General features: G+C 60.4%; 21 protein-coding genes, 1 tRNA gene and 1 pseudogene. 6 read left to right on the plus strand and 17 right to left on the minus strand.

The window, feature by feature from the left end; translation table 11 throughout:
* Position 1: 1 nt before the first annotated feature.
* From F475_RS10555 to F475_RS10565, 3 genes are all read left to right on the plus strand, one after another.
* Positions 2–88: transfer RNA gene (locus F475_RS10555), tRNA-Leu, on the plus strand.
* Positions 89–417: 329 nt separating this feature from the next.
* Complete coding sequence (locus F475_RS10560; RefSeq protein WP_111453885.1) at positions 418–1428, plus strand: extracellular solute-binding protein; 1011 nt, start codon at positions 418–420, stop codon at positions 1426–1428.
* On the plus strand, positions 1428–2993 hold the full coding sequence (locus tag F475_RS10565; RefSeq protein ID WP_111453886.1) for an iron ABC transporter permease: 1566 nt from the start codon (positions 1428–1430) through the stop codon (positions 2991–2993). The genes F475_RS10560 and F475_RS10565 overlap by 1 nt, the downstream gene beginning before the upstream one ends.
* Positions 2994–3089: 96 nt before the next feature.
* On the opposite strand, the gene F475_RS10570 is transcribed toward F475_RS10565, so the two are convergent.
* The 12 genes from F475_RS10570 to F475_RS10625 all read right to left on the minus strand — a co-directional run bounded on the left by F475_RS10570 (position 3090) and on the right by F475_RS10625 (position 18089).
* Positions 3090–5024: a methyl-accepting chemotaxis protein gene (locus F475_RS10570; RefSeq protein ID WP_064616021.1), complete on the minus strand. Its 1935-nt coding sequence runs from the start codon at positions 5022–5024 to the stop codon at positions 3090–3092.
* A 138-nt stretch (positions 5025–5162) separates the two neighbouring features.
* Positions 5163–6455 carry an adenylosuccinate synthase gene (locus F475_RS10575; RefSeq protein ID WP_018928499.1) on the minus strand — a complete coding sequence of 431 codons (1293 nt, stop codon included), beginning with the start codon at positions 6453–6455 and terminating at the stop codon, positions 5163–5165.
* 54 nt (positions 6456–6509) lie between these two features.
* Positions 6510–7697 (minus strand): ATP phosphoribosyltransferase regulatory subunit, encoded by a 1188-nt coding sequence (locus F475_RS10580; RefSeq protein ID WP_007939588.1) that lies wholly within the window; start codon positions 7695–7697, stop codon positions 6510–6512.
* 318 nt (positions 7698–8015) lie between these two features.
* Positions 8016–8885 carry a protease modulator HflC gene (gene hflC / locus F475_RS10585; protein ID WP_007939589.1) on the minus strand — a complete coding sequence of 290 codons (870 nt, stop codon included), beginning with the start codon at positions 8883–8885 and terminating at the stop codon, positions 8016–8018.
* Positions 8885–10057 carry an FtsH protease activity modulator HflK gene (gene hflK, locus F475_RS10590; protein WP_018928501.1) on the minus strand — a complete coding sequence of 391 codons (1173 nt, stop codon included), beginning with the start codon at positions 10055–10057 and terminating at the stop codon, positions 8885–8887. The genes hflC and hflK overlap by 1 nt, the downstream gene beginning before the upstream one ends.
* A 96-nt stretch (positions 10058–10153) precedes the next feature.
* Positions 10154–11455: a ribosome rescue GTPase HflX gene (hflX, locus tag F475_RS10595; protein ID WP_007939591.1), complete on the minus strand. Its 1302-nt coding sequence runs from the start codon at positions 11453–11455 to the stop codon at positions 10154–10156.
* Positions 11456–11467: 12 nt separating this feature from the next.
* Positions 11468–11728: an RNA chaperone Hfq gene (hfq, locus tag F475_RS10600; protein WP_007902656.1), complete on the minus strand. Its 261-nt coding sequence runs from the start codon at positions 11726–11728 to the stop codon at positions 11468–11470.
* A 94-nt stretch (positions 11729–11822) separates the two neighbouring features.
* Complete coding sequence (gene miaA, locus F475_RS10605; RefSeq protein WP_111453887.1) at positions 11823–12794, minus strand: tRNA (adenosine(37)-N6)-dimethylallyltransferase MiaA; 972 nt, start codon at positions 12792–12794, stop codon at positions 11823–11825.
* A complete protein-coding gene (gene mutL / locus F475_RS10610) occupies positions 12794–14704 on the minus strand; it encodes a DNA mismatch repair endonuclease MutL (RefSeq protein ID WP_111453888.1) in 1911 nt (636 codons plus the stop codon). The genes miaA and mutL overlap by 1 nt, the downstream gene beginning before the upstream one ends.
* Positions 14701–16131: an N-acetylmuramoyl-L-alanine amidase gene (locus F475_RS10615; protein ID WP_064616019.1), complete on the minus strand. Its 1431-nt coding sequence runs from the start codon at positions 16129–16131 to the stop codon at positions 14701–14703. Before F475_RS10615 ends, mutL begins: the two co-directional genes overlap by 4 nt.
* Positions 16132–16602: a tRNA (adenosine(37)-N6)-threonylcarbamoyltransferase complex ATPase subunit type 1 TsaE gene (tsaE, locus tag F475_RS10620; protein WP_018928505.1), complete on the minus strand. Its 471-nt coding sequence runs from the start codon at positions 16600–16602 to the stop codon at positions 16132–16134.
* The gene (locus tag F475_RS10625) at positions 16590–18089 is read right to left on the minus strand and encodes an NAD(P)H-hydrate dehydratase (protein ID WP_111453889.1); all 1500 of its coding nucleotides are present in this window, start codon (positions 18087–18089) and stop codon (positions 16590–16592) included. The genes tsaE and F475_RS10625 overlap by 13 nt, the downstream gene beginning before the upstream one ends.
* Positions 18090–18152: 63 nt before the next feature.
* Between F475_RS10625 and queG the strand changes: the two genes are divergently transcribed.
* A complete protein-coding gene (gene queG / locus F475_RS10630) occupies positions 18153–19217 on the plus strand; it encodes a tRNA epoxyqueuosine(34) reductase QueG (RefSeq protein ID WP_086944082.1) in 1065 nt (354 codons plus the stop codon).
* A 93-nt stretch (positions 19218–19310) separates the two neighbouring features.
* Here the strand turns inward: queG and F475_RS10635 are convergent, their stop codons facing one another.
* Both F475_RS10635 and orn read right to left on the minus strand, forming a co-directional pair.
* A complete protein-coding gene (locus F475_RS10635; RefSeq protein ID WP_086944083.1) occupies positions 19311–19922 on the minus strand; it encodes a trimeric intracellular cation channel family protein in 612 nt (203 codons plus the stop codon).
* A 230-nt stretch (positions 19923–20152) separates the two neighbouring features.
* The gene (gene orn, locus F475_RS10645) at positions 20153–20695 is read right to left on the minus strand and encodes an oligoribonuclease (RefSeq protein ID WP_018928509.1); all 543 of its coding nucleotides are present in this window, start codon (positions 20693–20695) and stop codon (positions 20153–20155) included.
* Between the two features lie 107 nt (positions 20696–20802).
* Here orn and rsgA point away from each other — a divergent pair, with 107 nt between their 5' ends.
* Entirely contained in the window at positions 20803–21834 is a 1032-nt protein-coding gene (gene rsgA, locus F475_RS10650; RefSeq protein WP_018928510.1) for a small ribosomal subunit biogenesis GTPase RsgA, read from the plus strand.
* A 300-nt stretch (positions 21835–22134) separates the two neighbouring features.
* Positions 22135–22620: a toll/interleukin-1 receptor domain-containing protein gene (locus F475_RS10655; protein WP_086944084.1), complete on the plus strand. Its 486-nt coding sequence runs from the start codon at positions 22135–22137 to the stop codon at positions 22618–22620.
* 86 nt (positions 22621–22706) lie between these two features.
* On the opposite strand, the pseudogene F475_RS10660 reads toward F475_RS10655, so the two are convergent.
* The 3 genes and pseudogenes from F475_RS10660 to motB all read right to left on the minus strand — a co-directional run bounded on the left by F475_RS10660 (position 22707) and on the right by motB (position 25580).
* Positions 22707–23163: pseudogene (locus F475_RS10660) on the minus strand (type VI secretion system amidase immunity protein Tai4).
* A 93-nt stretch (positions 23164–23256) separates the two neighbouring features.
* Positions 23257–24423: a sterol desaturase family protein gene (locus F475_RS10670; RefSeq protein WP_064616010.1), complete on the minus strand. Its 1167-nt coding sequence runs from the start codon at positions 24421–24423 to the stop codon at positions 23257–23259.
* Between the two features lie 110 nt (positions 24424–24533).
* Positions 24534–25580, minus strand: coding sequence for a flagellar motor protein MotB (gene motB / locus F475_RS10675; protein WP_018928514.1), 1047 nt, complete (start codon positions 25578–25580; stop codon positions 24534–24536).
* Positions 25581–25583 lie beyond the last annotated feature (3 nt).

Genomic DNA, 25583 nt, shown 5'->3' on the forward strand with positions numbered 1-25583 from the left:
TGCCCAGATGGTGAAATTGGTAGACACGCCAGCTTCAGGTGCTGGTGACCGCAAGGTCGTGGAAGTTCGAGTCTTCTTCTGGGCACCAATTCAAATTCAAGGTCACGATCTTGAATTTCACAAAAACCCGCGAAAGCGGGTTTTTGCATTTCTGGCCTTTGAAGCCATAGCCGCCCTTTGTGGCGAGGGAGCTTGCTCCCGCTGGGCTGCGAAGCGGCCCCCTCATTCTTTCAGTCAAACCTTATTGCCCGGTTTTGCGACTGCTCCGCAGCCGAACGGGAGCAAGCTCCCTCGCCACAAAGATCCGCACCAGCCCCTCTAGCAAAACCCTCACCCGCCCTGCAAGGCGCACTTGAGAAGCAATATCGTTTATCATTGCTTCAAGTTTTTGCAATGCGACAGTGAGGAACCCTGCGAATGATGCTTCGAAATACCCTGCGCCGCGGCCTGACCATCACCCTCCTCGGCCTGACACTCGCCACGCCCCTCACCCAAGCCGCCGATCCGGTTTCCCTGACACTCTATAACGGTCAACACAAGGAAGTCGGCGACGCCGTCGCCAAAGCCTTCGAAGCCAAGACCGGGATTCACGTCAATGTGCGCAAGGGCAGCAGCAACCAGCTCGCCAGCCAGATCGCCGAAGAAGGCGATCGCTCCCCCGCCGATGTGATCTACACCGAAGAATCGCCACCGCTGAACAAGCTCGGCGAACAAGGCCTGCTGGCGAAAGCCGATGCCGCCACACTTGAAGTTCTGCCCAAGGACTACGTTGCCGGCAACGGCACCTGGATCGGCATCACCGCGCGGGTCCGGGTCGTCGCCTTCAACCCTAAACTGATCGACGAAAAAGACCTGCCCAAGTCCGTGATGGAATTCTCCGATCCAAAATGGCAAGGCAAGGTCGGCTTCGTGCCTAGCAGCGGCGCCTTCCAGGAACAGGCCGTGGCGATTATCAAGGTCCACGGGATGGACGCCGCCGAAGAATGGCTGACCGGCCTGCGTGCGTTCGGCAAAACCTACAGCAACAACATGGTTGCACTGAAAGCCGTGGAAAATGGCGAAGTCGCCACCGTGCTGGTGAACAACTATTACTGGTTCGCCTTGCAGCGTGAAAAAGGCCAACTCGATTCGAAACTGCATTACTTCACCGGTGGCGACGTCGGCGGACTGATCACCGTTTCCAGCGCTGGCGTACTGAAATCCAGCAAACATCCAAAAGAAGCCCAGCAATTGCTCGCCTACATGGCCAGCGAAGAAGGTCAGCGCGTGATCACCCAGACCACCGCTGAATACCCACTGCACAAGGGCATGGAATCGGATCGCGGTCTCAAGCCGTTCAGCGAACTGCAAGCGCCGAACGTCACGCCAGCCGATCTCGGCAACGCCGAAGAAGCCCTGGACCTGGAACGTGACGTTGGCTTGAACTGATGAGCGCCTCGTTATCCGCCCCCGCTTCGCATGGGGGTTACATGCCAAGGCGCAAGCGGCCGTCGATCTGGCTACTGCTACCGGTTCTGCTGCTGGTGGTACTCAGCCTGTTGCCGCTGGCCTATGTCGGCCTCAAAACCTGGCAAGCCGGCTGGGCCGAGGCACTGCATCTGCTGTGGCGGCCCTACGTGTTTGGCCTGCTGCGCAATACCCTGGCGCTGATGCTGGGCGTCACATTGGCCTGCGGTGTGATTGGCTTGTCACTCGCCTGGCTGCTGGAGCGCAGCAATCTGCCGGGACGGCGGTTATGGGGCGTGATCCTGTGCCTGCCGTTCGCGGTGCCGGCATTTGTCAGCAGCTTCACCTGGGTTTCCCTGAGTGCTCACTTCGAAGGGCTGGGCGGGGCGATTCTGGTGATGACGCTGTCCAAGTACCCGCTGATCTTTCTGCCGGTCGCGGCAACGCTGCGCAATCTCGACCCCTCTCTTGAAGAGTCTGCCCGCACCCTGGGGCAGAATCGTTGGGGTGTATTCTTCAAAATCACCCTGCCCCTGCTCTGGCCATCACTGCTGGCCGGTTCACTGTTGATTGCGCTGCACATGCTGGTGGAGTTCGGCGCGCTGTCGATCATCGGCCTGCAAACCTTTACCACGGCGATCTATCAGCAGTTCGAACTGGAATTCAGCAACGCCAATGCAGCGATGCTTTCTGCGGTGTTGCTGGCGCTGTGCCTGGTGCTGCTATGGCTTGAGTTACGCGTGCGCGGCAAAGGCCGTCACGTACGCACCGGCCAGGGCGCTGCGCGGCATGCGGAGCAGGTTCGCCTCGGGCCGTGGACGGCTGTGGGACAACTTTACTGCTTGCTGCTGGCGATCATCGGCAGCGGCATTCCACTGGGAATGCTGGCGTACTGGTTGATGGTGGGTTCGTCGGCAGCGTTCCCGGTGGCCGCGATCAGCGAGGCATTGCTCTCGTCGCTGGCGCTGTCGCTCGGCGGCGCTGCGCTGTGCCTGGTGCTGGCGGTGCCGGTGGGGTTGCTGGTGGTGCGCCATAAAGGCCGACTGGCAATCTGGGCCGAGCGCTTGCCGTATCTGCTGCATGCACTGCCGGGATTGGTGATTGCGCTGACCCTGGTGTATTTCGCCCTGCATTATGTGCCAGTGCTGTACCAGACCTCGGCGTTGCTGCTGATTGCCTATGCGCTGTTGTTTCTGCCACTGGCGCAGGCACCGATTCGTACAGCCCTGAACAAGGCTGCGCCGCAACTGGAAGAGGCCGCACGCACGCTGGGGGCGTCGTCTTTCAGCGCGTTTTGTCGGGTGACCCTGCCCATCATCTTTCCCGCCCTGGGCGCAGCGTTTGCGCTGGTGTTTCTGGATGCGATGAAGGAACTGACGGCGACGCTGCTGCTGAGCCCGACCGGGCTCAATACGCTGGCGACGGAAGTCTGGGCGCATACCGCGAATGTGGAGTTCGCGGCGGCGGCGCCTTATGCGGCGTTGTTGATTGTGGTGTCGGGGTTGCCTGTGTATCTGCTGACGACGCGGATGTATTTGAGTCGTTGAAAAGCTTCGCGGGCAAGCCTCGCTCCTACAAGGATTACGTAGCCCTTGTAGGAGCGAGGCTTGCCCGCGAAGGCACCAGACCTGCGAACGAGAAACCTAAGCCCTGAACTGCCCCAGGCTCGCCTTCAGCTGCGCCGCCAACCCATCCAGCACCTTGCCGCTGGCCGTGGTCTCCACCACCGCCTGAGCTGCTTTCTCAGCTTGAGCATGGATGGTCTCAACCCGCCCACGCACAGCCTGCGCACCTTGCGCCTGATGCGCCGCGGCCTGGGTCGCCAGGCCGATCGCCGCATGCACCTGCTCGACCGACGCCTGCACCGACTGTTGCAACCGCGCGCTATCGCGCAACACCAGCAGACCTTCGCTGGCCTGACGCCCAGCCTGCCCGATTGCCGCGACGGCCTCACGCGCGCCCTGCTGCAGTGCAACGATGTGCGCCTGAATGTCACCGGTGGAGCTCTGGGTCTTGCTCGCCAGAGCCCGCACCTCGTCCGCCACCACAGCAAACCCGCGACCGGTCTCGCCGGCACGCGCCGCTTCAATCGCCGCATTCAGTGCCAGCAAGTTGGTTTGTTCGGCGATTCCGTGAATCACCGTCAGCACCACTTCAATCTGCTCACTCTGTTGCGCCAGGCGCTCGATGACTTTCGCGCCGGTGTCGACCTGTCCGGCCAATGCCTCGATGAGACTACCGACCTTCGCCGAAGTCCGGGTGTTCTCATCCGTGGCCTGACGAATGCCCACCACCTGCTGCAAAGCGGCCTGCATGGCGTGGCTTTCAGACTGGGCCTCGTCAGCCATTTGCGACAACGCGCGCAGGCTTTCGGCCACTTCATCGCGCTGCATGCCAGCCGCCGCATCGGCACCAGCATTACGCAAAGTCATGGCGCCGATTTCCACACCGGTACGCTGGGCCACATCACCCGCCTCACGCACGATCGGCTGTAATTTATCCACAAAGCGATTGACCGCCGAGGCCATGTCGCCGATCTCGTCCTGGCTGTTGATCTGCACGCGCTTGGTCAGGTCGCCCTCGCCTGCCGCCAAGTCATCCATCGCGACAATGAGCATTTTCAGGCGATTGACCACTCGACGCCCCAGCACCACCGCCAGTAACAGCAGCACACCGAAACCCACCACCGCCAGGCCCATGCCGATGCGCCAGCGCAAAGCCCCTGCGGCTTCCTGTACAGCGCCCGTGGTGTTGGCTTTCATTTCAGAAGCAGTGGACTGCGCCGATTGCAGACGTCCGCGCATCGCCGTTGCGCTGTCGGCCGCCGCACCTTTGAGGCTGTCACCCACCAATTGATCGCTGCTGGCGATCAGCGCCGAGAAGCGCTTATCCAGCGCCGCCAGATCGGTTTCCACAGAGGCAGTTGAGACCCCCATCAAGACTTTGCCGATTTCCACGCCATTGGGACTGATCGAGGCTTCGAGGTAGTAGACCGACGGATCGCTCTTCGCTGCGTCCAGCACCTTGTCCAACGCCCGCTCGCCCTGGCCTTTCTCCAGAAGCGCCTTGTTGATCGCGTTCTCCCGGTTGAGATAGCGCGTCAGGTGCTGGCCCGTGGCGTCGTCATAGACCACGAACAACACGTTGGGATTGCGCTGGGCGCGGCGAGCGAATTCGGACAGGGTGGGAATGTCGCTGTCCCACATGGCGCGGGGTGCGACCGACGCCAGAAGTTGCGCCATGTCATTGGCCGAGTCCTTCAGGTCCTTCTCCAGCGTCGTACGCAGTTGAGCCTGCTCGTCTTTCAAACGTGAAGACAGCCCAGCGGTCAGGCGCTGACGGGTATTGCTGGACAGGTTATCCAGGCTCGACGTGACTTCACGCCCCGCCTGCTCCAGCTCACCGGAGAGCTTTTGGCTATCGGAGCCCAAGCGCACGCCCAGATCGGTTTCCAGCGCAGTCACCGTGCTCCGGGTCAGAGCGACAGCCACCAGCACCTGCACCAAAAGGGCGATACCAAGGGTAACGAACACGGGCCGCAACAAACGGCTTTGTAACAGTGAGAGAACGGCCGACACAGGAAATCCCTCTACTCTAACGCCATTAAATTGATGGCATTCTGAAGGCAATATTCACAGCAAAGGTCATGCCGTCCAACAGGCATAAACGACAAAGGCCCCGATTAAGGGGCCTTTGTGTTTTACATCAACGACTTATTAAGCGAACGGGTGACGCAGAACGATAGTTTCGTTGCGGTCCGGGCCCGTCGAAATAATGTCGATCGGCGCGCCGACCAACTCTTCGATGCGCTTGATGTAGTTGCGCGCAGCCTGAGGCAGCTCCTCCAGGGTCTTGGCACCCAGGGTCGACTCGCTCCAGCCCGGCATCTGCTCGTACACCGGCTCCAGGCCGATGTAGCTGTCGGCGTCGGTCGGTGCGTCGATCACTGCACCATCTTCGTTCTTGTAGCCTACGCAGATGTTGATGGTTTCCAGGCCGTCCAGCACGTCCAGCTTGGTCAGGCACAGGCCCGAGATGCTGTTCACATCGATAGCGCGACGCAGGATCACGGCATCGAACCAGCCGCAACGACGGGCACGGCCAGTGGTGGCGCCGAACTCGTGGCCACGCTTGGCCAGGAACGCACCAACGTCGTCGAACAGCTCAGTCGGGAACGGACCGGAGCCGACGCGCGTGGTGTAAGCCTTGGTGATGCCGAGGATGTAGTCCAGGAACATCGGACCAACACCCGAACCGGTGGCGATGCCGCCAGCGGTGGTGTTGGAGCTGGTGACGTACGGGTAGGTGCCGTGGTCGATGTCCAGCAGTGAGCCCTGGGCGCCTTCGAACATGATGTCCTTGCCGGCACGACGCAGGTTGTGCAGCTCTGCGGTGACGTCGAGCATCATCGGCTTGAGCAGCTCGGCGTATTCCATGCACTCGTCGAGTGTCTTCTGGAAGTCGATCGCTGGCTCTTTGTAGTAATTGACCAGTACGAAGTTGTGGTAATCCAGCAACTCGCCCAGCTTGGCGGCGAAACGCTCACGATGGAACAGATCACCGATGCGCAGACCGCGACGGGCAACCTTGTCTTCGTAAGCCGGGCCGATGCCGCGACCGGTGGTGCCGATCTTCAGCTCGCCACGGGCCTTTTCACGGGCCTGGTCCAGTGCTACGTGGTAGGACAGGATCAGCGGGCAGGACGGGCTGATACGCAGGCGCTCGCGCACCGGTACGCCTTTCTCTTCCAGCTTGTTGATTTCCCGCAGCAGGGCGTCGGGTGCAACCACCACGCCGTTACCGATCAGGCACTGCACGCCTTCGCGCAGCACGCCAGACGGGATCAGGTGCAAGACGGTTTTTTCGCCGTCGATCACCAGAGTGTGACCAGCGTTGTGGCCACCTTGGTAGCGCACTACGGCGGCAGCATGTTCGGTCAGCAGATCAACGATCTTGCCTTTGCCCTCATCACCCCATTGGGTGCCCAGGACTACGACATTCTTACCCATAACACTTGTCCTCATTCGCGCAAACTTGGTGCCGGCGGCGGCCGGCAGGAAAACTCAAGAAGCCAGTGGCGATACTTGCCAAAGCCCGTTCTGCTGAATCAATTGCCGGTCGCAGTCCGCTTCACGGGCGGCGGCCAAAGGTTGCCCAGGCAATGCCTGAACGACACGCTGACCCTCACTGCGCAACTGGCAAACCTGCTGCCAGAGTGCTGCATCCGTACTGTCAGGCATCCAGATACCGCCAGACGGTAGCTCGATCTCAGCACGCCCCAGGGTCACCAGGGTTTTCAAATCGGTGGAGAAGCCTGTCGCCGGACGGGCGCGACCGAAGTCGGCACCGATATCGTCGTAACGACCGCCCTGAGCGATGGACTGGCCAACACCCGGCACGAACACGGCGAACACCACACCGGTGTGGTAGTGGTAGCCGCGCAATTCGCCCAGGTCGAAGTACAGCGGTAACTCCGGGAAACGCGTGGACAGACGCTCGGCAATCGCCAGCAAATCGTCCAGGGCCGCCAGAACAGGCGCCGGCGCATTGGCCAGACGCTCGCGGGCAGCGCTCAACACTTCACGACCGCCACACAGGTCGACCAGCGCTCGCAGCATGCCCGACAGATCGGCAGGCAGGCCTTCGGTCAAGGTAATGACCTCGTCGATGGCTTTACGTTGCAATGCATCGAACAACTGTTGCTCGACTTCGCCGGACAAACCGGCGGCGCGGGCCAGGCCGCGGTAGATGCCGACATGCCCGAGGTCCATGTGCACATCCGGCACATCGGCCAGTTGCAGCATGGCCAGCATCAGGCTGATGACTTCCACGTCGCTGCTCGGGCTGGCATCGCCGTACAACTCGGCGCCCAGTTGAATCGGGCTGCGCGAGGACGACAACGCACGTGGCTGAGCATGCAGCACGCTACCGGCATAGCACAGACGGCTCGGGCCTTCGCGACGCAGGGTGTGCGCATCGATGCGCGCCACTTGCGGCGTGATGTCGGCACGGAAACCCATCTGCCGGCCCGACTGCGGGTCGATGACCTTGAAGGTGCGCAGATCGAGGTCCTGGCCTGCGCCGGTCAGCAGGGATTCCAGGTACTCGATATGGGGAGTCACGACAAACTCGTAACCCCAGCTCTGGAACAGATCCAACACCTGGCGACGCGCAACTTCGATGCGCGCAGCCTCCGGTGGCAGTACTTCTTCGATGCCATCTGGCAGCAGCCAGCGGTCTACCGTTGCCATTACGCCATTCCCCTATGATCCGGGCAGCAAGCCTTTGGGCGAGCCTTGAGTGAAGCAGAAAATGATCGGCTCATGTGCATAAACCCCGCGCATGAACAACGTGGCGAAAAGCCTGGAATCGGCTTCGCCAACCACTTTCCTCGAAAAACCTGTCGAGTCATTCAACTCGGGCGCCTGCATAAAAACAGCAATCAAACGTGCAGACGCAAAAAAGCCGGGAATTTCCCGGCTGCCGCATCATACACACGTTTTCCCAAAGGATCACCCCGCCCGAGGCTTTAGCCGCCAGGCGGGGGGATGATTCAGGTCAACGTCGTATCAAGGCTTGGCTTTTTCCAGGTAACGGAAGAAGTCACTGCTCGGGTCCAGGACCATGACGTCGGATTTGTTCGCGAAGCTTTCACGGTAGGCACGCAGGCTACGGTAGAACGCGTAGAACTCCTGATCCTGGCCGTATGCCTTGGAGTAGATCGCAGCAGCCTGGGCATCACCATCACCGCGAACCTCTTCGGATTCACGATAGGCTTCAGCCAGCAGCACGCGGCGTTGACGGTCGGCGTCGGCACGGATGCCTTCGGCCAGCTCGTTACCCTTGGCGCGGTGCTCGCGAGCTTCACGCTCACGCTCGGTGCTCATACGCTCGAACACGCTGCGGTTCACTTCCTTCGGCAGGTCGATGGCCTTGACCCGGACATCGACAACTTCAATGCCCAGCTCTTTTTCCGCCATTTTGTTCAGCGAAGCGGTGATGTCTGCCATCAGCGCATCACGCTCACCGGATACCACTTCGTGCAGGGTGCGTTTACCGAACTGGTCACGCAGGCCCGACTCCAGACGACGGGACAGACGCTCGTCGGCAATCTGCTTGAGGCCGGAAGTCGCGGTGTAGAAGCGCTCGGCATCTTTCACGCGCCACTTGGCGTAGGCATCGACCATCACGGCTTTCTTTTCCAGCGTCAGGAAGCGCTGTGTCGGTGCATCCAGCGTCATCAGGCGCGCATCGAATATGCGCACCTTGTTAACGTAAGGCACTTTCACATGCAGGCCTGGCTGAACATCGGCCTGGACCACGCGACCGAACTGCAGCAACACCGCGCGCTCGGTCTGAGCCACGATGTAGAAGCAGTTCCAGGCAACGATCGCCACGACGACGCCGACAATAAGGGCGATCAGCGATTTATTGCTCATCAGCGACTCTCCCTGGTACGTGCCTGCTGTTGCTGCAGATCAGCCGCCGCACGCACATTCACTTCATTGCTGCTGGCTGCTGCGCCGGTCACCGGAGTGCTGGTGCGGCGGCCATCCTCGACCATCTTGTCCAGCGGCAGATACAGCAGATTGCTCTGGCCATTCTTGTTGCCGGTCACGAGAACCTTGCTGGTGTTGCTGAAGATTTCCTGCATGGTGTCCAGGTACAGACGCTGACGGGTAACTTCAGGCGCCTTGCGGTACTCGGCCACCAGTTTGGTGAAGCGGTCAGCCTCACCCTTGGCGCGGGAGACGGTCTCGTCGCGGTAACCGTTGGCATCCTCGAGGATGCGCTGGGCCTGACCACGGGCTTCCGGCACGACGCCGTTGGCGTAGGTTTCAGCCTGGTTACGCGAACGCTGCTCGTCTTCACGGGCGCGGATCACGTCATCGAAGGCTTCCTGGACTTCACGCGGTGCAGCAGCGCTCTGTACGTTGACCTGAGTGACGGTAATACCGGTGCGATAGGTATCGAGGAAACGTTGCAGACGCTCCTTGATTTCGCTGGCCATCAATTCACGACCTTCGGTCAGCACCTGGTCCATGGCGGTAGAACCCACCACGTGGCGCAAGGCACTGTCGGTCGCATGCTGCAGGCTGGTTTCCGGCTGATCGACGTTCAGCACGAAGTCCTGCAGGTTGCTGATCTTGTACTGCACGGTCAGCGGCACTTCGACGATGTTTTCGTCTTCAGTCAGCATTTGACCCTGCTTGGTATAGGCACGCTCACGCGTGACGTTTTCCAGGTACTTACGATCGATCGGCGGGAAATAGATGTTCAGGCCCGGGCCGACGGTTTCATAGTATTTGCCGAAGCGCAGCACCACGGCCTGCTCCTGCTCGTCGACCACGTAGACAGCGCTGTACAGCCACACGGCTGCGAGCACGGTCAGACCGATGCCGAGCAGGCCACCAAAGCCGCCACTCTTGCCCGGACCACCACCCTCATCACCGCGTTTCTTGCCACCACCGAACAACCCGTTCAGGCTTTCCTGCAGCTTTCGGAAGGCCTCGTCGAGATCCGGTGGTCCCTTGCGGTCGCCGTTATTGCGGCGCTTGCCACCCCAAGGATCCTGATTATTCGAGTTGCCACCCGGCTCATTCCAAGCCATAGCGCTCTCCATCTGATAAAGCAAAGACGCACCCACGGCGCGCCGACCAATGCTACAGAATGCCTGTCACCGCGGCACAACCGCTTTCTCAGGCTTTTATTGCAAAGTGTGTTGCTCGATGAATTCCATCGGTTGCAGACCTTCGCGGCTCACGAGTCGATTCAATTCGATCCGTGGCAAGCGAACGGCCAGCAGGCTGATGCCTTCTTCGTCGTGTTCTTCTTTTTGCACCGCACCGAGTTCGAAAAACTGCGCACGCAGTCGAGCAAAACGTTGCGGCAAGCGCAAGGTGCCAACAAACAAATCGCTGCCCAACAGTTCCGCCACTGCCTGCTTGAGCAAGTCCAGGCCGGTACCGTCCTTGGCCGACAACCAGACCCGCTGCGGCTTGCCATCGGCATCGCGCTGGATCTGCGGCTCAACCCCCTCGAGCAAATCGAGTTTGTTGTATACCTCAAGGATCGGCAAGTCTTGTGCCCCGATCTCCCCGAGCACCACCATGACCTGTTCGATCTGGGCCATACGATCAGGCTCGTGCGCATCGATCACGTGCAGCAGCAGGTCGGAGTTGCTCGACTCTTCGAGCGTAGCTCGAAATGCCTCGACCAGTTTGTGCGGCAGGTGACGAATGAAGCCCACGGTGTCGGCCAGCACGATCGGCCCGAGGTCCTCGAGCTCGAGTCGGCGCAAGGTCGGGTCGAGGGTCGCGAATAGCTGGTTGGCGGCAAAGACGTCGGAATCGGTGACCGAGTTGAACAGCGTCGATTTGCCGGCGTTGGTATAACCCACCAGTGAAACCGTCGGAATGTCAGCACGCTTGCGCCCGCGACGAGACTGCTCGCGCTGGCTGCGGACCTTTTCCAGGCGCCCCTTGATCTGACGCAGACGAATCCGCAACAGGCGCCGGTCGGTTTCCAGCTGGGTTTCACCCGGCCCGCGCAGGCCGATACCGCCCTTCTGCCGCTCAAGGTGAGTCCAGCCGCGAACCAGACGCGTACTCATGTACTCAAGCTGGGCCAGTTCGACCTGGAGCTTGCCTTCATGGGTGCGGGCGCGTTGGGCGAAGATATCGAGAATCAGACCCGTGCGATCGATCACGCGACACTCGAAAATACGTTCGAGGTTACGTTCCTGACTGGGCGTGAGGATGTGATTGAAAATCACCAGATCGACCTGTTCGGCTTTGACCAGGTCGCGTAACTCTTCGACCTTGCCGCTGCTGATCAGGGTTTTGGCGGTTGGCCGATGACGCGGCACGTTAAAAAACGCGACGGTCTCGGCACCAGCCGAAATTGCCAACTCCTGAAACTCCTGCGGATCTTCGCGCGCCTCAGGGTCCTGACCATCCAAGTGAACGAGAATTGCCCGCTCACCACCACCGTGGCGCTCAAAGAACAAAGGAGACTCCTATCAGGCGTTACCTGGCTCAGCGTCGCCTGCTTCGGATTCGGTTGCGCTAGGCAGACGAATTGGACGAACTGGCACCACTGTAGAGATAGCGTGTTTGTAAACCATCTGGCTGACGGTGTTTTTCAGCAGGATAACGAACTGGTCGAAAGACTCGATCGTGCCTTGCAGTTTGATCCCGTTGACCAGGTAGATGGAAACCCCCACTTTCTCTTTACGTAAAGTATTCAAGTAAGGGTCTTGTAGCGAATGCCCTTTTGACATGTGCCGCACTCCTTTAAGGATTCAATATAAAAAATAGGTAAACAGATGGCTTGGGGCCGTCACACCCCCAAGGATAGACGGCAATTGCAAGGACTCAGCTCAATATGGAGATGGTCCCGAGGTATTTCAAGGCGCGCGGCAGATTGTCGCAATCGAGGCTGTCCAACCAGTGTAAATCAGCCCAACTGCGCAGCCAGGTGAACTGGCGCTTCGCCAATTGGCGCGTGGCAATGATTCCACGCTCCTGCATCTCGGCTTGCGTCAGCTTGCCATCCAGGTAATCCCAGACTTGTCGATAACCTACTGCACGTATAGACGGCAACCCGGAATGCAAGTCACCTCTATCTCGCAGGGCTACGACCTCGTCGACGAATCCCTGTTCCAACATATTTGTGAATCTTTGTTTAATGCGCTCGTGCAGTACCTGGCGATTTGCCGGAGCGATGGCCAAGTTCGCGACAGTATAGGGCAATTGTTGCAGTCCCGAAGCGGCTGCTTCAGTACTTTGCGCAGATTGTCGCAAGCGTAGCTCAGTCATGCTCAGGCCGCTGACGCGATAAACTTCCAGTGCACGACTAAGGCGCTGCGGATCGTTCGGGTGAATTCGCGCCGCGGATTGCGGATCAATCACCGCCAATTGATCGTGCAGGGCTTGCCAGCCAAGGCGTGCAGCCTCTTCTTCGATTTGCGCACGAACGTCCGCATCGGCCGCCGGCATGTCGGCCAGACCTTCGAGCAAAGCCTTGTAATAGAGCATTGTGCCGCCCACCAGCAGCGGAATATTGCCCCGCGCGGTGATCTCGCCCATGGCTTGCAACGCATCGCGACGGAAATCCGCGGCGGAATAACTCTCGGCCGGGTCGAGAATGTCGATCAGACGATGCGGGAATTCGGCCAGGATCTCTTTGGAGGGTTTGGCGGTGCCGATGTCCATGCCGCGATAAACCAGCGCCGAATCGACACTGATCAGCTCGCAGGGCAGGACCTTGGTGAGTTCGATGGCCAGGTCGGTCTTGCCGGCGGCCGTCGGCCCCATCAGGAAAATCGCGGGAGGGAACTGGCTCATCAACGACCGCGCAAGAACAGTTTGTCCAGATCGTCCAGGCCCAGTTGGGTCCAGGTCGGTCGGCCATGGTTACATTGACCGCTGCGCTCGGTGTTTTCCATGTCCCGCAGCAGGCCGTTCATTTCCGGCAAGGCCAGGCGCCGATTCGCGCGAATCGCGCCGTGGCAGGCCATGGTGCCGAGCAGTTCGTTCAGGTGCGCCTGAATCCGGTCGCTGGTGCCGTATTCCATCAAATCCGCCAGCACATCGCTAACCAGTCGGTTGGCCTCGGCCTGTTTCAGCAACGCAGGGATTTGCCGGATGGCCAGGGTTTCCGGGCCAAGGCGCTGCAATTCAAAACCCAGACGCTGGAACCAGGCGACGGTTTCTTCGGCGCAGTCGGCTTCGCGCTGGCTGACCGCCAGGGATTCCGGCACCAGCAATGGCTGACCGCTCAACCCCTCGCTGGCCATGGCGACTTTCAGCCGTTCGTACATGATCCGCTCATGGGCGGCATGCATGTCTACCAGCACCAGGCCTTGGGCGTTTTCCGAAAGAATGTAGATGCCCTTGAGCTGCGCCAGTGCATAGCCCAGCGGCGGAATGTCATCTTGCCCGGCCGGCAGCGCGACCGCATTGGCCTCGGGCAACGGCGCGAAAAACTCGCGATAGGCCGCCTGGGCTTCGGCGACGGGCACGCCGGACTGAGGTCGCGGCGTGTATTGATACTGATAACCGGCACCGGCGCCAGAGCCCGCCGAAGTATTGAAGGACGGCTGGGCCTGAGGCTGCTCCAGCAGCGCATTGGCCGCCAGACGCATCTCGCCCTGCGGGCCGAACTCGCCGGCTTCGATACCGGTTGGCCGGACCATGGCTGTCGCGACAGGCGCGGCCAACTGGTCTTCCGGCCGCACATCACCCAAGGCGCGATGCAAAGTGCCGTAAAGGAAGTCGTGAACCATGCGCCCGTCACGGAAGCGTACTTCGTGCTTGGTCGGGTGCACGTTGACGTCGACGCCCGCCGGATCGACTTCGAAAAACAGCACGAATGTCGGGTGCCGACCGTTGAACAATACGTCGCGATAAGCCTGGCGCACTGCGTGCGCCACCAGTTTGTCGCGCACGGCACGGCCATTCACAAAGAAATACTGCAAATCCGCCTGGCTGCGGTTGAAGGTCGGCAACCCGACCCAACCCCACAAATGCAGGCCATTGCGTTCGATTTCGATCGGCAGCGCCTGCTCCAGAAAGCCCGCCCCGCAGATCGCCGCCACACGCCGGGCGCGGGCCGCGTCATCATGGGCCTCGTGCAGGCTGAGGATGGTTTTGCCGTTATGGCGCAGATGGAACGCCACATCGAACCGCGCCAGCGCCAGACGCTTGATCACTTCTTGCAGGTGATCGAATTCGGTTTTTTCGGTCTTCAGAAACTTGCGGCGCGCCGGGGTATTGAAGAACAAATCGCGCACTTCCACCGAAGTGCCCACCGGATGAGCCGCTGGTTGCACGCGAGCCGCCATGTCCCGGCCTTCGGTTTCCACCTGCCAGGCTTGATCGGCGTCGCGAGTGCGGGAAGTCAGGGTCAGACGCGCCACGGAACTGATGGAGGCCAGCGCCTCACCACGAAACCCCAGGCTCATGACCTGTTCGAGGTCTTCCAGGTTGCGAATCTTGCTGGTGGCGTGACGGGCCAGGGCCAAAGGCAGGTCATCGGCGGAAATGCCACTGCCATCGTCGCGCACCCGCAGCAGCTTGACACCGCCCTGCTCCACATCGACATCGATGCGTTTGGCGCCGGAGTCGAGGCTGTTTTCCAGCAACTCCTTGATCACCGAGGCCGGGCGCTCAACCACTTCACCAGCGGCAATCTGGTTCGCCAGCCGTGGACTGAGTAGCTCGATACGCGCCGTGTTGGTCAGCACCTGGTTCATTCTTTGGCCGCCAGTTCAGTGCCTGGAATGGTCAACGTCTGACCAATCTTCAGCTCGTCACTTTGCAAGTTGTTGGCACTGCGCAAGGTGGCCGCAGACACCTGATAACGCACGGCGATCATCGCCAGGGTTTCACCGGGGCTCACGCGATGGTCACGTGGGCCTTGGGCGATCTTGCCGGAATCGCGCAGCCAGGCAATGTAGGTGCCCGGCGGCGGGTTCTGCTGGAAGAATTGCCGCACGCCGCTGCTGATGGAGCGCGCCAGCGCCTGCTGGTGGCTCGATGCCGCGAGTTTCGAGGCTTCGTTGGCGTTGGAGATGAACCCGGTTTCCACCAGGATCGACGGGATGTCCGGCGACTTCAGCACCATGAACCCGGCTTGCTCGACACGTTGTTTGTGCAGCGGCGTGACGCGACCGATGTTGCTCAAGACTTTCTGGCCAACGTTCAGACTGGAAGTCAGGGAAGCGGTCATCGACAGGTCGAGCAGCACGCCGGCGAGCATCCGGTCCTTGTCGTCGAGGCTGACGTTGCCGGCACCGCCGATCAAGTCGGAACGGTTTTCGCTGTCGGCCAGCCAACGGGCGGTCTCCGACGTAGCGCCGCGGTCAGACAGGGCAAACACCGACGCACCGAACGCTGCGGCTGACGGCGCGGCGTCGGCGTGGATCGAAACGAACAGGTCGGCGCCCTTCTTGCGGGCGATTTCGGTACGGCCGCGCAATGGAATGAAGTAGTCGCCGGTACGGGTCAGTTCGGCGCGGAAACCTTTCATGCCATTGACCTGACGCTGCAGTTCACGGGCGATAGCCAGCACCACGTCTTTCTCACGCTGACCGCGAGAGCCCGAGGCGCCCGGGTCTTCGCCGCCGTGACCGGCATCGATCACCACGATAATATCGCGCTTGCCAGCCGGTGCGGGTGGCAGCTTGATCGAAGGCTCGGACGGCGTGACGGGTACGGCGGGTACCGTGGCCACAGACGGTGTTGGCGCAGGCGGTGGCGAGGCATCGGCCGCGTTGTCGAACAGGTCGACTACCAGGCGATTGCCGTACTGGGCGTTCGGCGCCAAGGTGAAGCTTTTCGGCGTGACGGCTTTTTTCAGGTCGATGACTACCCGCAAATCGGTCGGCGTACGCTGAGCCGAACGCATTGCCGTGATCGGCGTGTTGGCCGTGGAGACGTTCAGCGGCGAGCCGAGCGTCGCGCCATTGATGTCGATTACCAGCCGATCCGGTGCGGTCAGGGTAAAGACGCTGTGCTGGACAGGCCCCGTCAGGTCGAACACCAGTCGAGTGTTATCCGGCGCCCGCCAAAGGCGAACACTGTTGACCTTCGTCTCGGCCACAGCGTCGACGGTCACCGCCAAAAACAACACCCCTACGGCAGCAACCAACGCGCGAAAGCGCATACCTAACCCCATCATTTATTTGGATTCCAATGCCAAAACGGCACACCACGACTCGCCACGCGAGCCTTGGGGCAAAATTCTCAGCGAACGCCCGCTGTCTTGCGGGCTAATGGTAATGGTCAGGTCGGGCTTTGGCAAAAAGCCTGCACCCTTCTGGGGCCATTCAATAAGACATAATGCGTCGTCATCGAAATAGTCGCGGATGCCGAGGTACTCCAGCTCCTCGGGGTCGACCAATCGATATAAGTCGAAATGGAAGGCGCGGACGGCGCCGATCTCGTAAGGCTCGACCAGGGTAAAGGTCGGACTTTTTACCGCGCCGGTATGCCCCAGGCCACGGATGATGCCCCGGGACAGTGTGGTTTTCCCCGCGCCCAGATCCCCTTCAAGAAAGATCAGACCGTGCCCTCCGGTGGTTTTGGCGATACGTGCGCCAAAATCGCTCATGGCCTGCTCATCAGCCAGGTACAGGGTTACTTCAGACACGGTGCTTGCTCCTCCAACAACTGACGAATGGCTGGAATCAGATCACTGGCCGCCAGCCCGCGGCCTAATTTACCTTGTTGCGCACCGGCATTGGCGTGCAGCCAGACCGCCAGGCAGGCCGCGTCGTACGCGTCCAGGCCCTGAGCGAGCAAGGCGCCCACCAGACCGGCCAGCACATCACCCAACCCGGCCGACGCCATGGCCGGATGGCCCTGATGACACAGCGCCAGACGCCCATCGGGAGTGGCAATCAGACTGCCAGCGCCCTTGAGCACTACCACCGCTGTATATTTTTTGCTCAACGCATGGGCCGCGGCCGGGCGGTCAGTCAGTACGGCGGCTGTCGATATCCCCAGCAATCGTGCCGCTTCGCCCGGATGCGGCGTGATGACACTACCTGCGGGCAAGCTCACGCCACCTTCGGCCAACAGGTTCAATGCATCGGCATCCCAGACTTGTGGCTGCGACGCGTTGGCCGCAGCCGACAACAGGCTGCGCCCCCAGGCGGCCTGCCCCAGCCCCGGGCCGACGACCAGCACCGTGGCCTTCTCCAGCAAGCCCATCAATTGATTGGCCGACGACGTACCGAGCACCATGGCTTCCGGCAAACGCGCCAGGGCGGCCGGAACATGCTCGCTGCGGGTGGCCACGGACACCATGCCGGCACCGCTGCGCAGGGCACTTTGTGCACTAAGCAGGATGGCGCCGCCAAAACCGCGATCACCGCCAACGAGCAATACGTGACCGAATTTGCCTTTGTGGGCAGTTGGAGCGCGGCCGGTCAGACGCGGCACATTACCGGCCGTCAGGCGACGCGCACTGATCTCGGCCCCAATAAATGTCTCGGGGGCGACGTGCAGATCGTTGAATACCAAATCGCCCACCACATCCGCCGCGTCACCGGTGAACAGCCCCACCTTCAAACCGATGAACGTCACCGTCAGGTCTGCTCGAACCGCAATGCCGAGCTGGCGACCCGTATCGGCGCACAGCCCCGAGGGGATATCCACCGCCGCAACCGGGAGCCCACTGGCATTGATCGCGGCGATGACGCTGGCGAACGGCTCGCGCACTTCACCGGTCAGGCCGGTGCCGAACAAGGCATCCAGCACAATGCCGCGCAACTCGGAGTGCGGGGTCCAGCCTTGAATGGCCACGCCTTCGGCCACCGCCTCGGCATGCGCCGACGCGGCATCGCCCTGCAAACGCCCGGGGTCACCGGCGGCCAGCACCCGCACATGCCAGCCGGCACGTCGGGCCAGCACGGCCACCAGATAACCGTCGCCCGCGTTATTGCCATGGCCGGCCACCACACTCAATTCGTGCCCGGTCGGCCAATGGCGGACCAGCGCACGCCAGGTCGCCCGTGCCGCACGCTGCATCAATTCGAAGCCCGGTGTACCGGCCGCGATCACGCTCGCATCGAGCCCTCGGACTTGCGCGGCGCTATACAGCGCGTCGGGTAATTCATCTTTAGTGTGCGGCATGCGTCTTCAGGCTCCGATGTCTGGCAGAATTATACGCATCTCAGCTCCGGTTTCTCTCGCCTCATGCCCGCTATTACCACAGACCTGCCCGCCCTCGCCCAATCCATCAAGGACTGGGGCCGCGAGCTGGGCTTTCAGCAAGTCGGCATCAGCGGCCTCGATCTGGCCGAGCATGAGCAGCACCTGGAGCGCTGGCTCGCCGCTGGCTATCACGGCGAAATGGATTACATGGGCGCCCATGGCAGCAAACGCTCGCACCCGGAAGAACTGGTGCCGGGCACCCTGCGCGTGGTTTCCCTGCGCATGGACTACCTGCCGGGCGACACGCACATGGCGCAACGGCTGGCCCAACCGGAAAAAGCCTACGTTTCGCGTTATGCCTTGGGCCGCGATTACCACAAATTAATTCGTAAACGCGTGCAACAACTGGCGGAAAAAATCCAGGCAGTGATCGGCCCGTTCGGCTACCGCGCCTTCGTCGACAGCGCCCCAGTGCTGGAAAAGGCCATCGCCGAACAGGCTGGCCTGGGCTGGATCGGCAAAAACACGCTGGTCTTGAATCGCAAGGCCGGCAGTTACTTCTTCCTCAGCGAATTGTTCGTCGACCTGCCGCTGCCGGTGGACCCGCCCCACGCCACCGAGCACTGCGGTCGCTGCACGGCCTGCCTGGACATTTGCCCGACCAACGCCTTCGTCGGCCCCTATGTGCTGGACGCCCGTCGCTGCATTTCGTACCTGACCATCGAACTGAAAAGCGCGATTCCTGAAGATTTACGACCGCTGATCGGCAATCGGGTGTTCGGTTGCGATGACTGCCAGATTGTCTGCCCATGGAACCGCTTCGCCCGGCCTTCCGGGGAAAGCGACTTCAAACCCCGGCACAACCTGGACAACGCCGAACTGGCCGAACTGTTCATGTGGGACGAAGAAAAATTCCTCAGCAGCACCGAAGGTTCACCGTTGCGTCGGGCCGGTTACGAGCGTTGGTTGCGCAATCTGGCGGTCGGCCTGGGCAATGCGCCGTCGAGCATTCCGGTGCTGGAAGCGTTGAAGGCACGGCGGGACTATCCGTCGGAACTGGTGCGCGAGCATGTCGAATGGGCGCTAAAACAACACGGGCTTATGTAGTAGCTGCCGAAGACTGCGTTCGGCGCGACTGCGAAGCGAGCCCTTCGGCCTCGAACGCAGCCTTCGGCAGCTGCTACAGGGACTGCGTGTAAATCAGGCTTCGTCGTTATAAACGAACTTGGGCATTTCCCAGTGGAAACGGATCGCCAGCAAGCGCAGCAGGAAGCCGCCGAATAGCGTGATCAGGATCGCCTGTTCACCCGGCAATTGCAGATAGATACAGAATAAATAGCACCACGCCGCAGCAAACGAGACGCTGGCGTAGAGTTCGCGGCGGAAGATCAGCGGGATGTCGTTGCAGAAGATGTCCCGCAGAATGCCACCGAATACCCCGGTGATCACGCCGCTGACCGAGGCCACCAGCATGCCGTGGCCCATTTCCAGGGCGGTCATGCAGCCGATCAGGGTGAACGCGACCAGGCCCGCGGCGTCGAGCACCAGAAACAGCGAGCGCAGATGGCGCATCCAGCGCGCAGCGAAGACGGTGAACATCGCAGCGATTGACGTCAGCACCAGGTATTCCGGGTGTTTGACCCAGGTCAGCGGGTAATGGCCAAGCAACACGTCGCGCACCGAACCGCCGCCCAACGCCGTGACGCATGCAATCAATACCACGCCAAACCAGTCCATGCCGCGACGGCCTGCAGAAAGGGCGCCAGTCATGGCTTCGGCAGTAATGGCGATCAGGTAGAGCATCAGCAACATGGTGGCGGTCCTTACGAGAAGGCGCGCAGTCTACTCAGATCGTCAGGGCACCAAAAGGGGGCAAGGGTACCTGTGTCGAGGGAGCTTGCCCCGCTGCGCCGCAGAGCGGCCCTATTTGCTGAGAGAGCAATAGACCACGCCGGCTGACTATACGACTGCTACGCAGCCGAGCGGGACGGTGCGGCGTTCCGACAAGCCCCCTCGCCACAAAAACCCTCGTTGCCACCCAATCAGAACTTGATGAAATTCTTGCGGTAGTGCTGCAGCTCGGCGATCGATTCGCGGATGTCGTCCAGGGCCAGGTGGGTGCTGCCCTTTTTGAAGCTGTCGCGCACATCCGGTGCCCAACGCGCGGCCAACTCCTTGAGGGTCGACACGTCGAGGTTGCGGTAGTGGAAATAGCTTTCCAGCGACTTCATGTGGGTATAAAGGAAGCGACGGTCCTGGCAGATGCTGTTGCCACAGATCGGCGACTTGCCCTTCGGCACCCATTTCTCCAGGAAGGCGATGGTCTGGGCTTCCGCTTCGGCCATGCTGATGCGGCTGTCGCGAACCCGTTGGGTCAGTCCGGAGCCGCCGTGTTGACGGGTATTCCACTCGTCCATGCCGGCGAGGATCTCGTCGCTGTGATGAATGGCGATCACCGGACCTTCAGCCAAGGTGTTCAAATTACTGTCGGTGACGATGGTGGCCATCTCGATGATGACGTCGGTATCAGGGTTCAGCCCGGTCATTTCCAGGTCGATCCAGATCAGGTTCTGCGGGTTCTGCATATGTCGGCTCCTCGGCGTAGGTTCGCAGTTTAGCCTAGGGAGACGGCCGGGCGTGCTAAACTCGCGACCGTTTTACCTAATCGCTGCATTCTCGATACGGAACACCCATGGCCAAACGCCAACTCAATCGTCGTCAAAACTGGCGCATCGAAAAGATTCAGGGCGAGCGCGCTGCCCGCGCCGCCAAACGCGAGTCCTCGGCTGTCGAGGCACTTGAGGGTGGCGACCTGGGTCCGGAACAGACGGGCCTGGTGATCGCGCACTTCGGTGTACAGGTTGAAGTCGAAGCCCTCGATGGCGAGCTGGCCGGCCAGGTATTCCGCTGCCACTTGCGCGCCAACCTGCCGGCGCTGGTGACCGGTGATCAGGTCGTATGGCGTGCCGGCAATCAGGGCATCGGCGTGATCGTGGCGCAACTGCCGCGCAAAACCGAGCTCTGCCGCCCGGACAGTCGTGGACAGCTCAAGCCGGTGGCGGCCAACGTCGACATGATCGTCATCGTCTTCGCACCGCTGCCAGAGCCTCATGCCAACCTGATCGACCGCTACCTGGTTGCCGCGGAACATGCGGGTATCCGTCCGTTGTTGCTGCTGAACAAATTCGACCTGATCGACGAGCAGAACGCCCCGGCGCTGAATGCCTTGCTGGCGGTTTACCGCACGCTGGGCTACCCGGTGCTGGAAGTGTCGGCGCACCACGGCAACGGCATGGAACAACTTCAAAAACTGTTGGACGGGCACATCAGTGTGTTCGTCGGCCAGTCCGGTGTCGGCAAATCATCTTTGGTCAACAGCCTGTTGCCGGAAGTCGAAACCCGCGTCGGCCCGCTGTCCGAGCTGTCGGGCCAGGGCACCCACACCACCACCACCGCGCGGTTGTTCCACTTCCCCGGTGGCGGTGAGTTGATTGACTCCCCGGGTATCCGCGAGTTCGGCCTGGGTCACGTCAGCCGTGCCGACGTCGAAGCCGGCTTCATCGAGTTCAACGACCTGCTCGGCACGTGCCGCTTCCGCGACTGCAAACACGACCGCGAACCGGGCTGCGCCCTGCTCAAGGCCCTGGAAGATGGCCGCGTGCAGCAGCAACGGATGAACAGCTACCGGTCGATCATCGCCAGCTTGCCTGAAAACAGCTATTAAACAGACGCGCCAGCCGCCCCGACATCAATGGGACGGCTGGCTGCTCGCAGCAGCCTACAAAAACCACCCATCGACTTAAACATCAGATATTTCTGTAGGGCATCCGCACGCCTGTTTGAAGGGTACTTCTCTTTAGCCGTAAAGGCCTTGTTCCAGCCCTTCAACTGCATACATTCAAGCCCTCTTCGCATATTAGCGATACTGAGGGACAGCCATGCCAACCTATCACTTTTTCATCGTTCACTCGTGGAACCGTTCAGGCGCCCATTACCGCGAACTCGCCCTCAAGGGACACTTCTGATGCCTGTATTCATCAGCTATCGTCACGCGGATCGCCCCTACGCGATCGCCATCAGCAGCCGTCTGATACAGGCCAATATCAAGACCTACTTCGACGTGCTGGATCCGGAATCCCAGACCACTGACGACATCACCGGGGTCATCACCCGCTACATCAGCGCGAGCACGCATCTGATAGCCGTTGTCTCGGGCAAGACCGTGCCGCCATGGTGGGTACCGTTCGAAATCGGCGAAGCGACAATCAGCAACCGGCGGATTTGCTCATTCCAGACCGAACCGGCGGAACTGCCGCTGTACTTCGATAAATGGCCGAAGCTCAGCACTGACAAGGACCTGGATTTTTTCATTGAGGCCTACCGTGAAGAAGTGGCGACCAAGCGTTCAATGACACTGGATTCAATCAGCGAATCCCTTTGCGGCAGCTACAGACGCAATGCGGAACTGTTCCACGACCAGCTCAAGAGTCGCATCCGACGGGGTTTCTGAGAGGTGCAAAAAAGCCGCGATGATCGCGGCTTTCTTGTATTTCAATGCTGACCAATCAACGGCCGAACGGTTACTCGCGGCGCAGGTCAATCCTTTTTGGGTCGTGGCGGGTTGTCCTGACGATAGGTGTGCTGGGGATTGATGACCAATTGCCTGACCTGGCTGTCCAACTCTTTGCTGTGATACAGGTCCAGGCATTTCAGCAGCTCAAAACGAACACCTTTTCGCTCTGATTCGACCAGTGGATTGTGATAATCACGAACCAGAAACTGGTCAACCAGAGATTTACCGGCTTGAGGTGCTTGCTCCAGATCGAAATAGGTCCAGTCCATAAGCGGCACTGGCACTGCTTCCGGCATCCTGGGCGGCTTCAGGTTCGCTCTTGTAGGCTGTCGCGATGCAGTCTGCCAGCACCATATCCTTGTAATTCTGCGCGTAGGTGCGCCCGCCTGCCTGTGGGGAGCGGGTCGGATCATCCTTGGACCAACTGTTGGAAGGTACGACTGCCCAAGCCAGGACCAAAACCGCAGTCAAATATTTCATCACGACAAACTCCAGAAGTTCGCGCGATCGGTTTGATAATTCACACCTGGCTCATTGAAATAGCAGTGGCCATAACACATTCAGGTCTAGACCTCAGGAAACCGCTGCCGGCGGTTTCGGCTCGACGCTCTTCAGGCCAGGCTTCTGGAACGGGTACAAGTGCTGGCGCAGGATACCGCCCGGCAAGTCCTTGCCAAAAACCCCGTAGCGCGTCGGCCACTCCTTGGGTGGCAACTTGAAGGTGCCAAACAGCATATCCACCAGCGGCGTATGGATCGCATAGTTCTTGTAGATGTAATCCTTGTGCCGGGCATGATGCCAATGGTGATAGCGCGGCAGGACCAGCACATAATTCAGCCAGCCGCCGTTGATCCGTACATTGGCGTGGGCCAGCACTGCCTGCACCCCGACCAGAATCACGTAGGCGTTCAACGCCTGGGGCGCAAAACCCAGCAGCATCAAAGGCACCAGCACGCCGGTACGGGTGAGCAGAATCTCGATGAAGTGGACACGCGAACCGGCGAGCCAATCCATGTGCGTGCTTGAGTGATGTACGGCATGCATGCGCCATAACCATGGCACGACGTGATACAGCCGATGCAGCCAGTACTGACCGAGGTCAGCCACCAGTACCGCCAGCAAGAACTGCACAACGATCGGCAGGCTTTGTACGCTGGCCTGCAAATCCGCCGACACGGCCCAGCCAGCCATAAAGCTCGACGAGGCAGTGATGAAAATCAGGATGAACTGCACCAGCATATGACTGACAAAAAAGTAGGTCAGGTCAGTTCGCCAGTGCGGACGCAGAATGTTTTGCTCAGGGTCCTTGGAATAGAGTTTTTCCAGGGGGATAAAGACGATGGCCGACACCAGCAGAGCCAGGACGAACCAGTCCAGCCCCAGCGAGTACGGTGTCTGCCCAATCGAGCTGATCTGCACATTGGTGCCGCCGAGAAACACCGCCAGCCCCGAGGCGACAAGTCCGGTAATCCCCAAGCGCTTTCGCTTGTTGAGCAGGATATTCAGGGTGCCCAGGCTGAAAGACAGTACCAGCCCAAGCAATAGCGTGGTGCGCGCAAACTGTTCGTCGTACACCTTGCGCAGTTCGGCGGTGGTCAGCCATTCGGGAAAGAGAAAGCACAATACCGCCAGCAGGCTCAATAGCCCGAGCGTGGCAGAGATGTAGCCACTGACCCGCCCTTCACCAAACTTGAAGGGTGCATTGCCATGCTGCTGAAAATAGGACTTGAGTCTTTCCATTACTGATCTTCCATGATTCCGAAAACAAACTTGCAGTGAGTCGAGTCAGTGCGACGCTGCAGTGACGCAGCCAGAAACAGAAAAGCCACTCATGGTGGCTTTTCTGCAGGTTATTGCTTGGGCGGTACAGCGGGTTTGGGCGGTTCGCCCGGCTTCGGCGCCGGATTATCAAACAGATTCAAACGCTCACGAAGTTCGTGTGCCGGCAGCGGTTCCTTATCCGCCGGCAATGCGTTCGGATCGGCTGGCGGCGCATGCACTTCGCCCGGGCCACCCTGCCCTTGCGTCGGCGCTGGCGCCGGTTCGGCACCTTGTTCACCTTCGATGGCGCGCTGGGCTTTCTTGGTCAGCACCACGATGTCGATCCGGCGGTTGACCGGATTGAACGGGTTCTCCCTGTCGAACAGCGCCGACGAGGCATAACCGACGACTCGCGCGACCTGGGCATCCGGATAACTGCCGGCGACCAACGCACGACGAGCCGCGTTGGCGCGATTGGCCGAGAGTTCCCAGTTACCGAAATCGCCGGTGCCCGAGTACGGCTTGGCATCGGTGTGGCCGCTGATGCTGATCTTGTTCGGCACCGCTTTGATAGTGTCGGCCATGGCCAGCAGAATGTCTTCGAAGTACGGCTTCAGACGCGCACTGCCAGAGTCGAACATCGGGCGGTTTTCGGCGTCCATGATCTGGATGCGCAAACCGTCCTGGGTGATCTCGAAGAGGATCTGGTCCTTGAATTTCTGCAATTGCGGGTTTTCATTGACCTTGTTCTGCAACTCTTGCAGCAACAACTCCAGGCGTTCCTTCTCGACCTGCTCGGCCATGCCTTCAACTTGCTCGGCGTCGATGGTCACCTTGTCTGGCTGCGGCTGAGATTTCACCTCCGGGTTGAGGGTGTTCTCCGGCGCCAGGGTCGGCGTGCCGCCCAGGTCGATGATGTACGGTGTACCGCTTTCGGAAAACCCGACCGGGTCCTTGAAGTAACCGGCGATGGCGATCTTCTGTTCAGGCGTCGCGGTGGACAGCAGCCACAACACCAGGAAGAACGCCATCATCGCCGTCGCGAAGTCCGCGAAGGCGATTTTCCAGGCGCCCCCGTGATGTCCCCCGGCGATGCGCTTGACGCGCTTGATGATTATTGGCTGGTTATTTTCCATGAC

Source organism: Pseudomonas sp. URMO17WK12:I6 (assembly GCF_003253625.1).
Lineage (GTDB): Bacteria > Pseudomonadota > Gammaproteobacteria > Pseudomonadales > Pseudomonadaceae > Aquipseudomonas.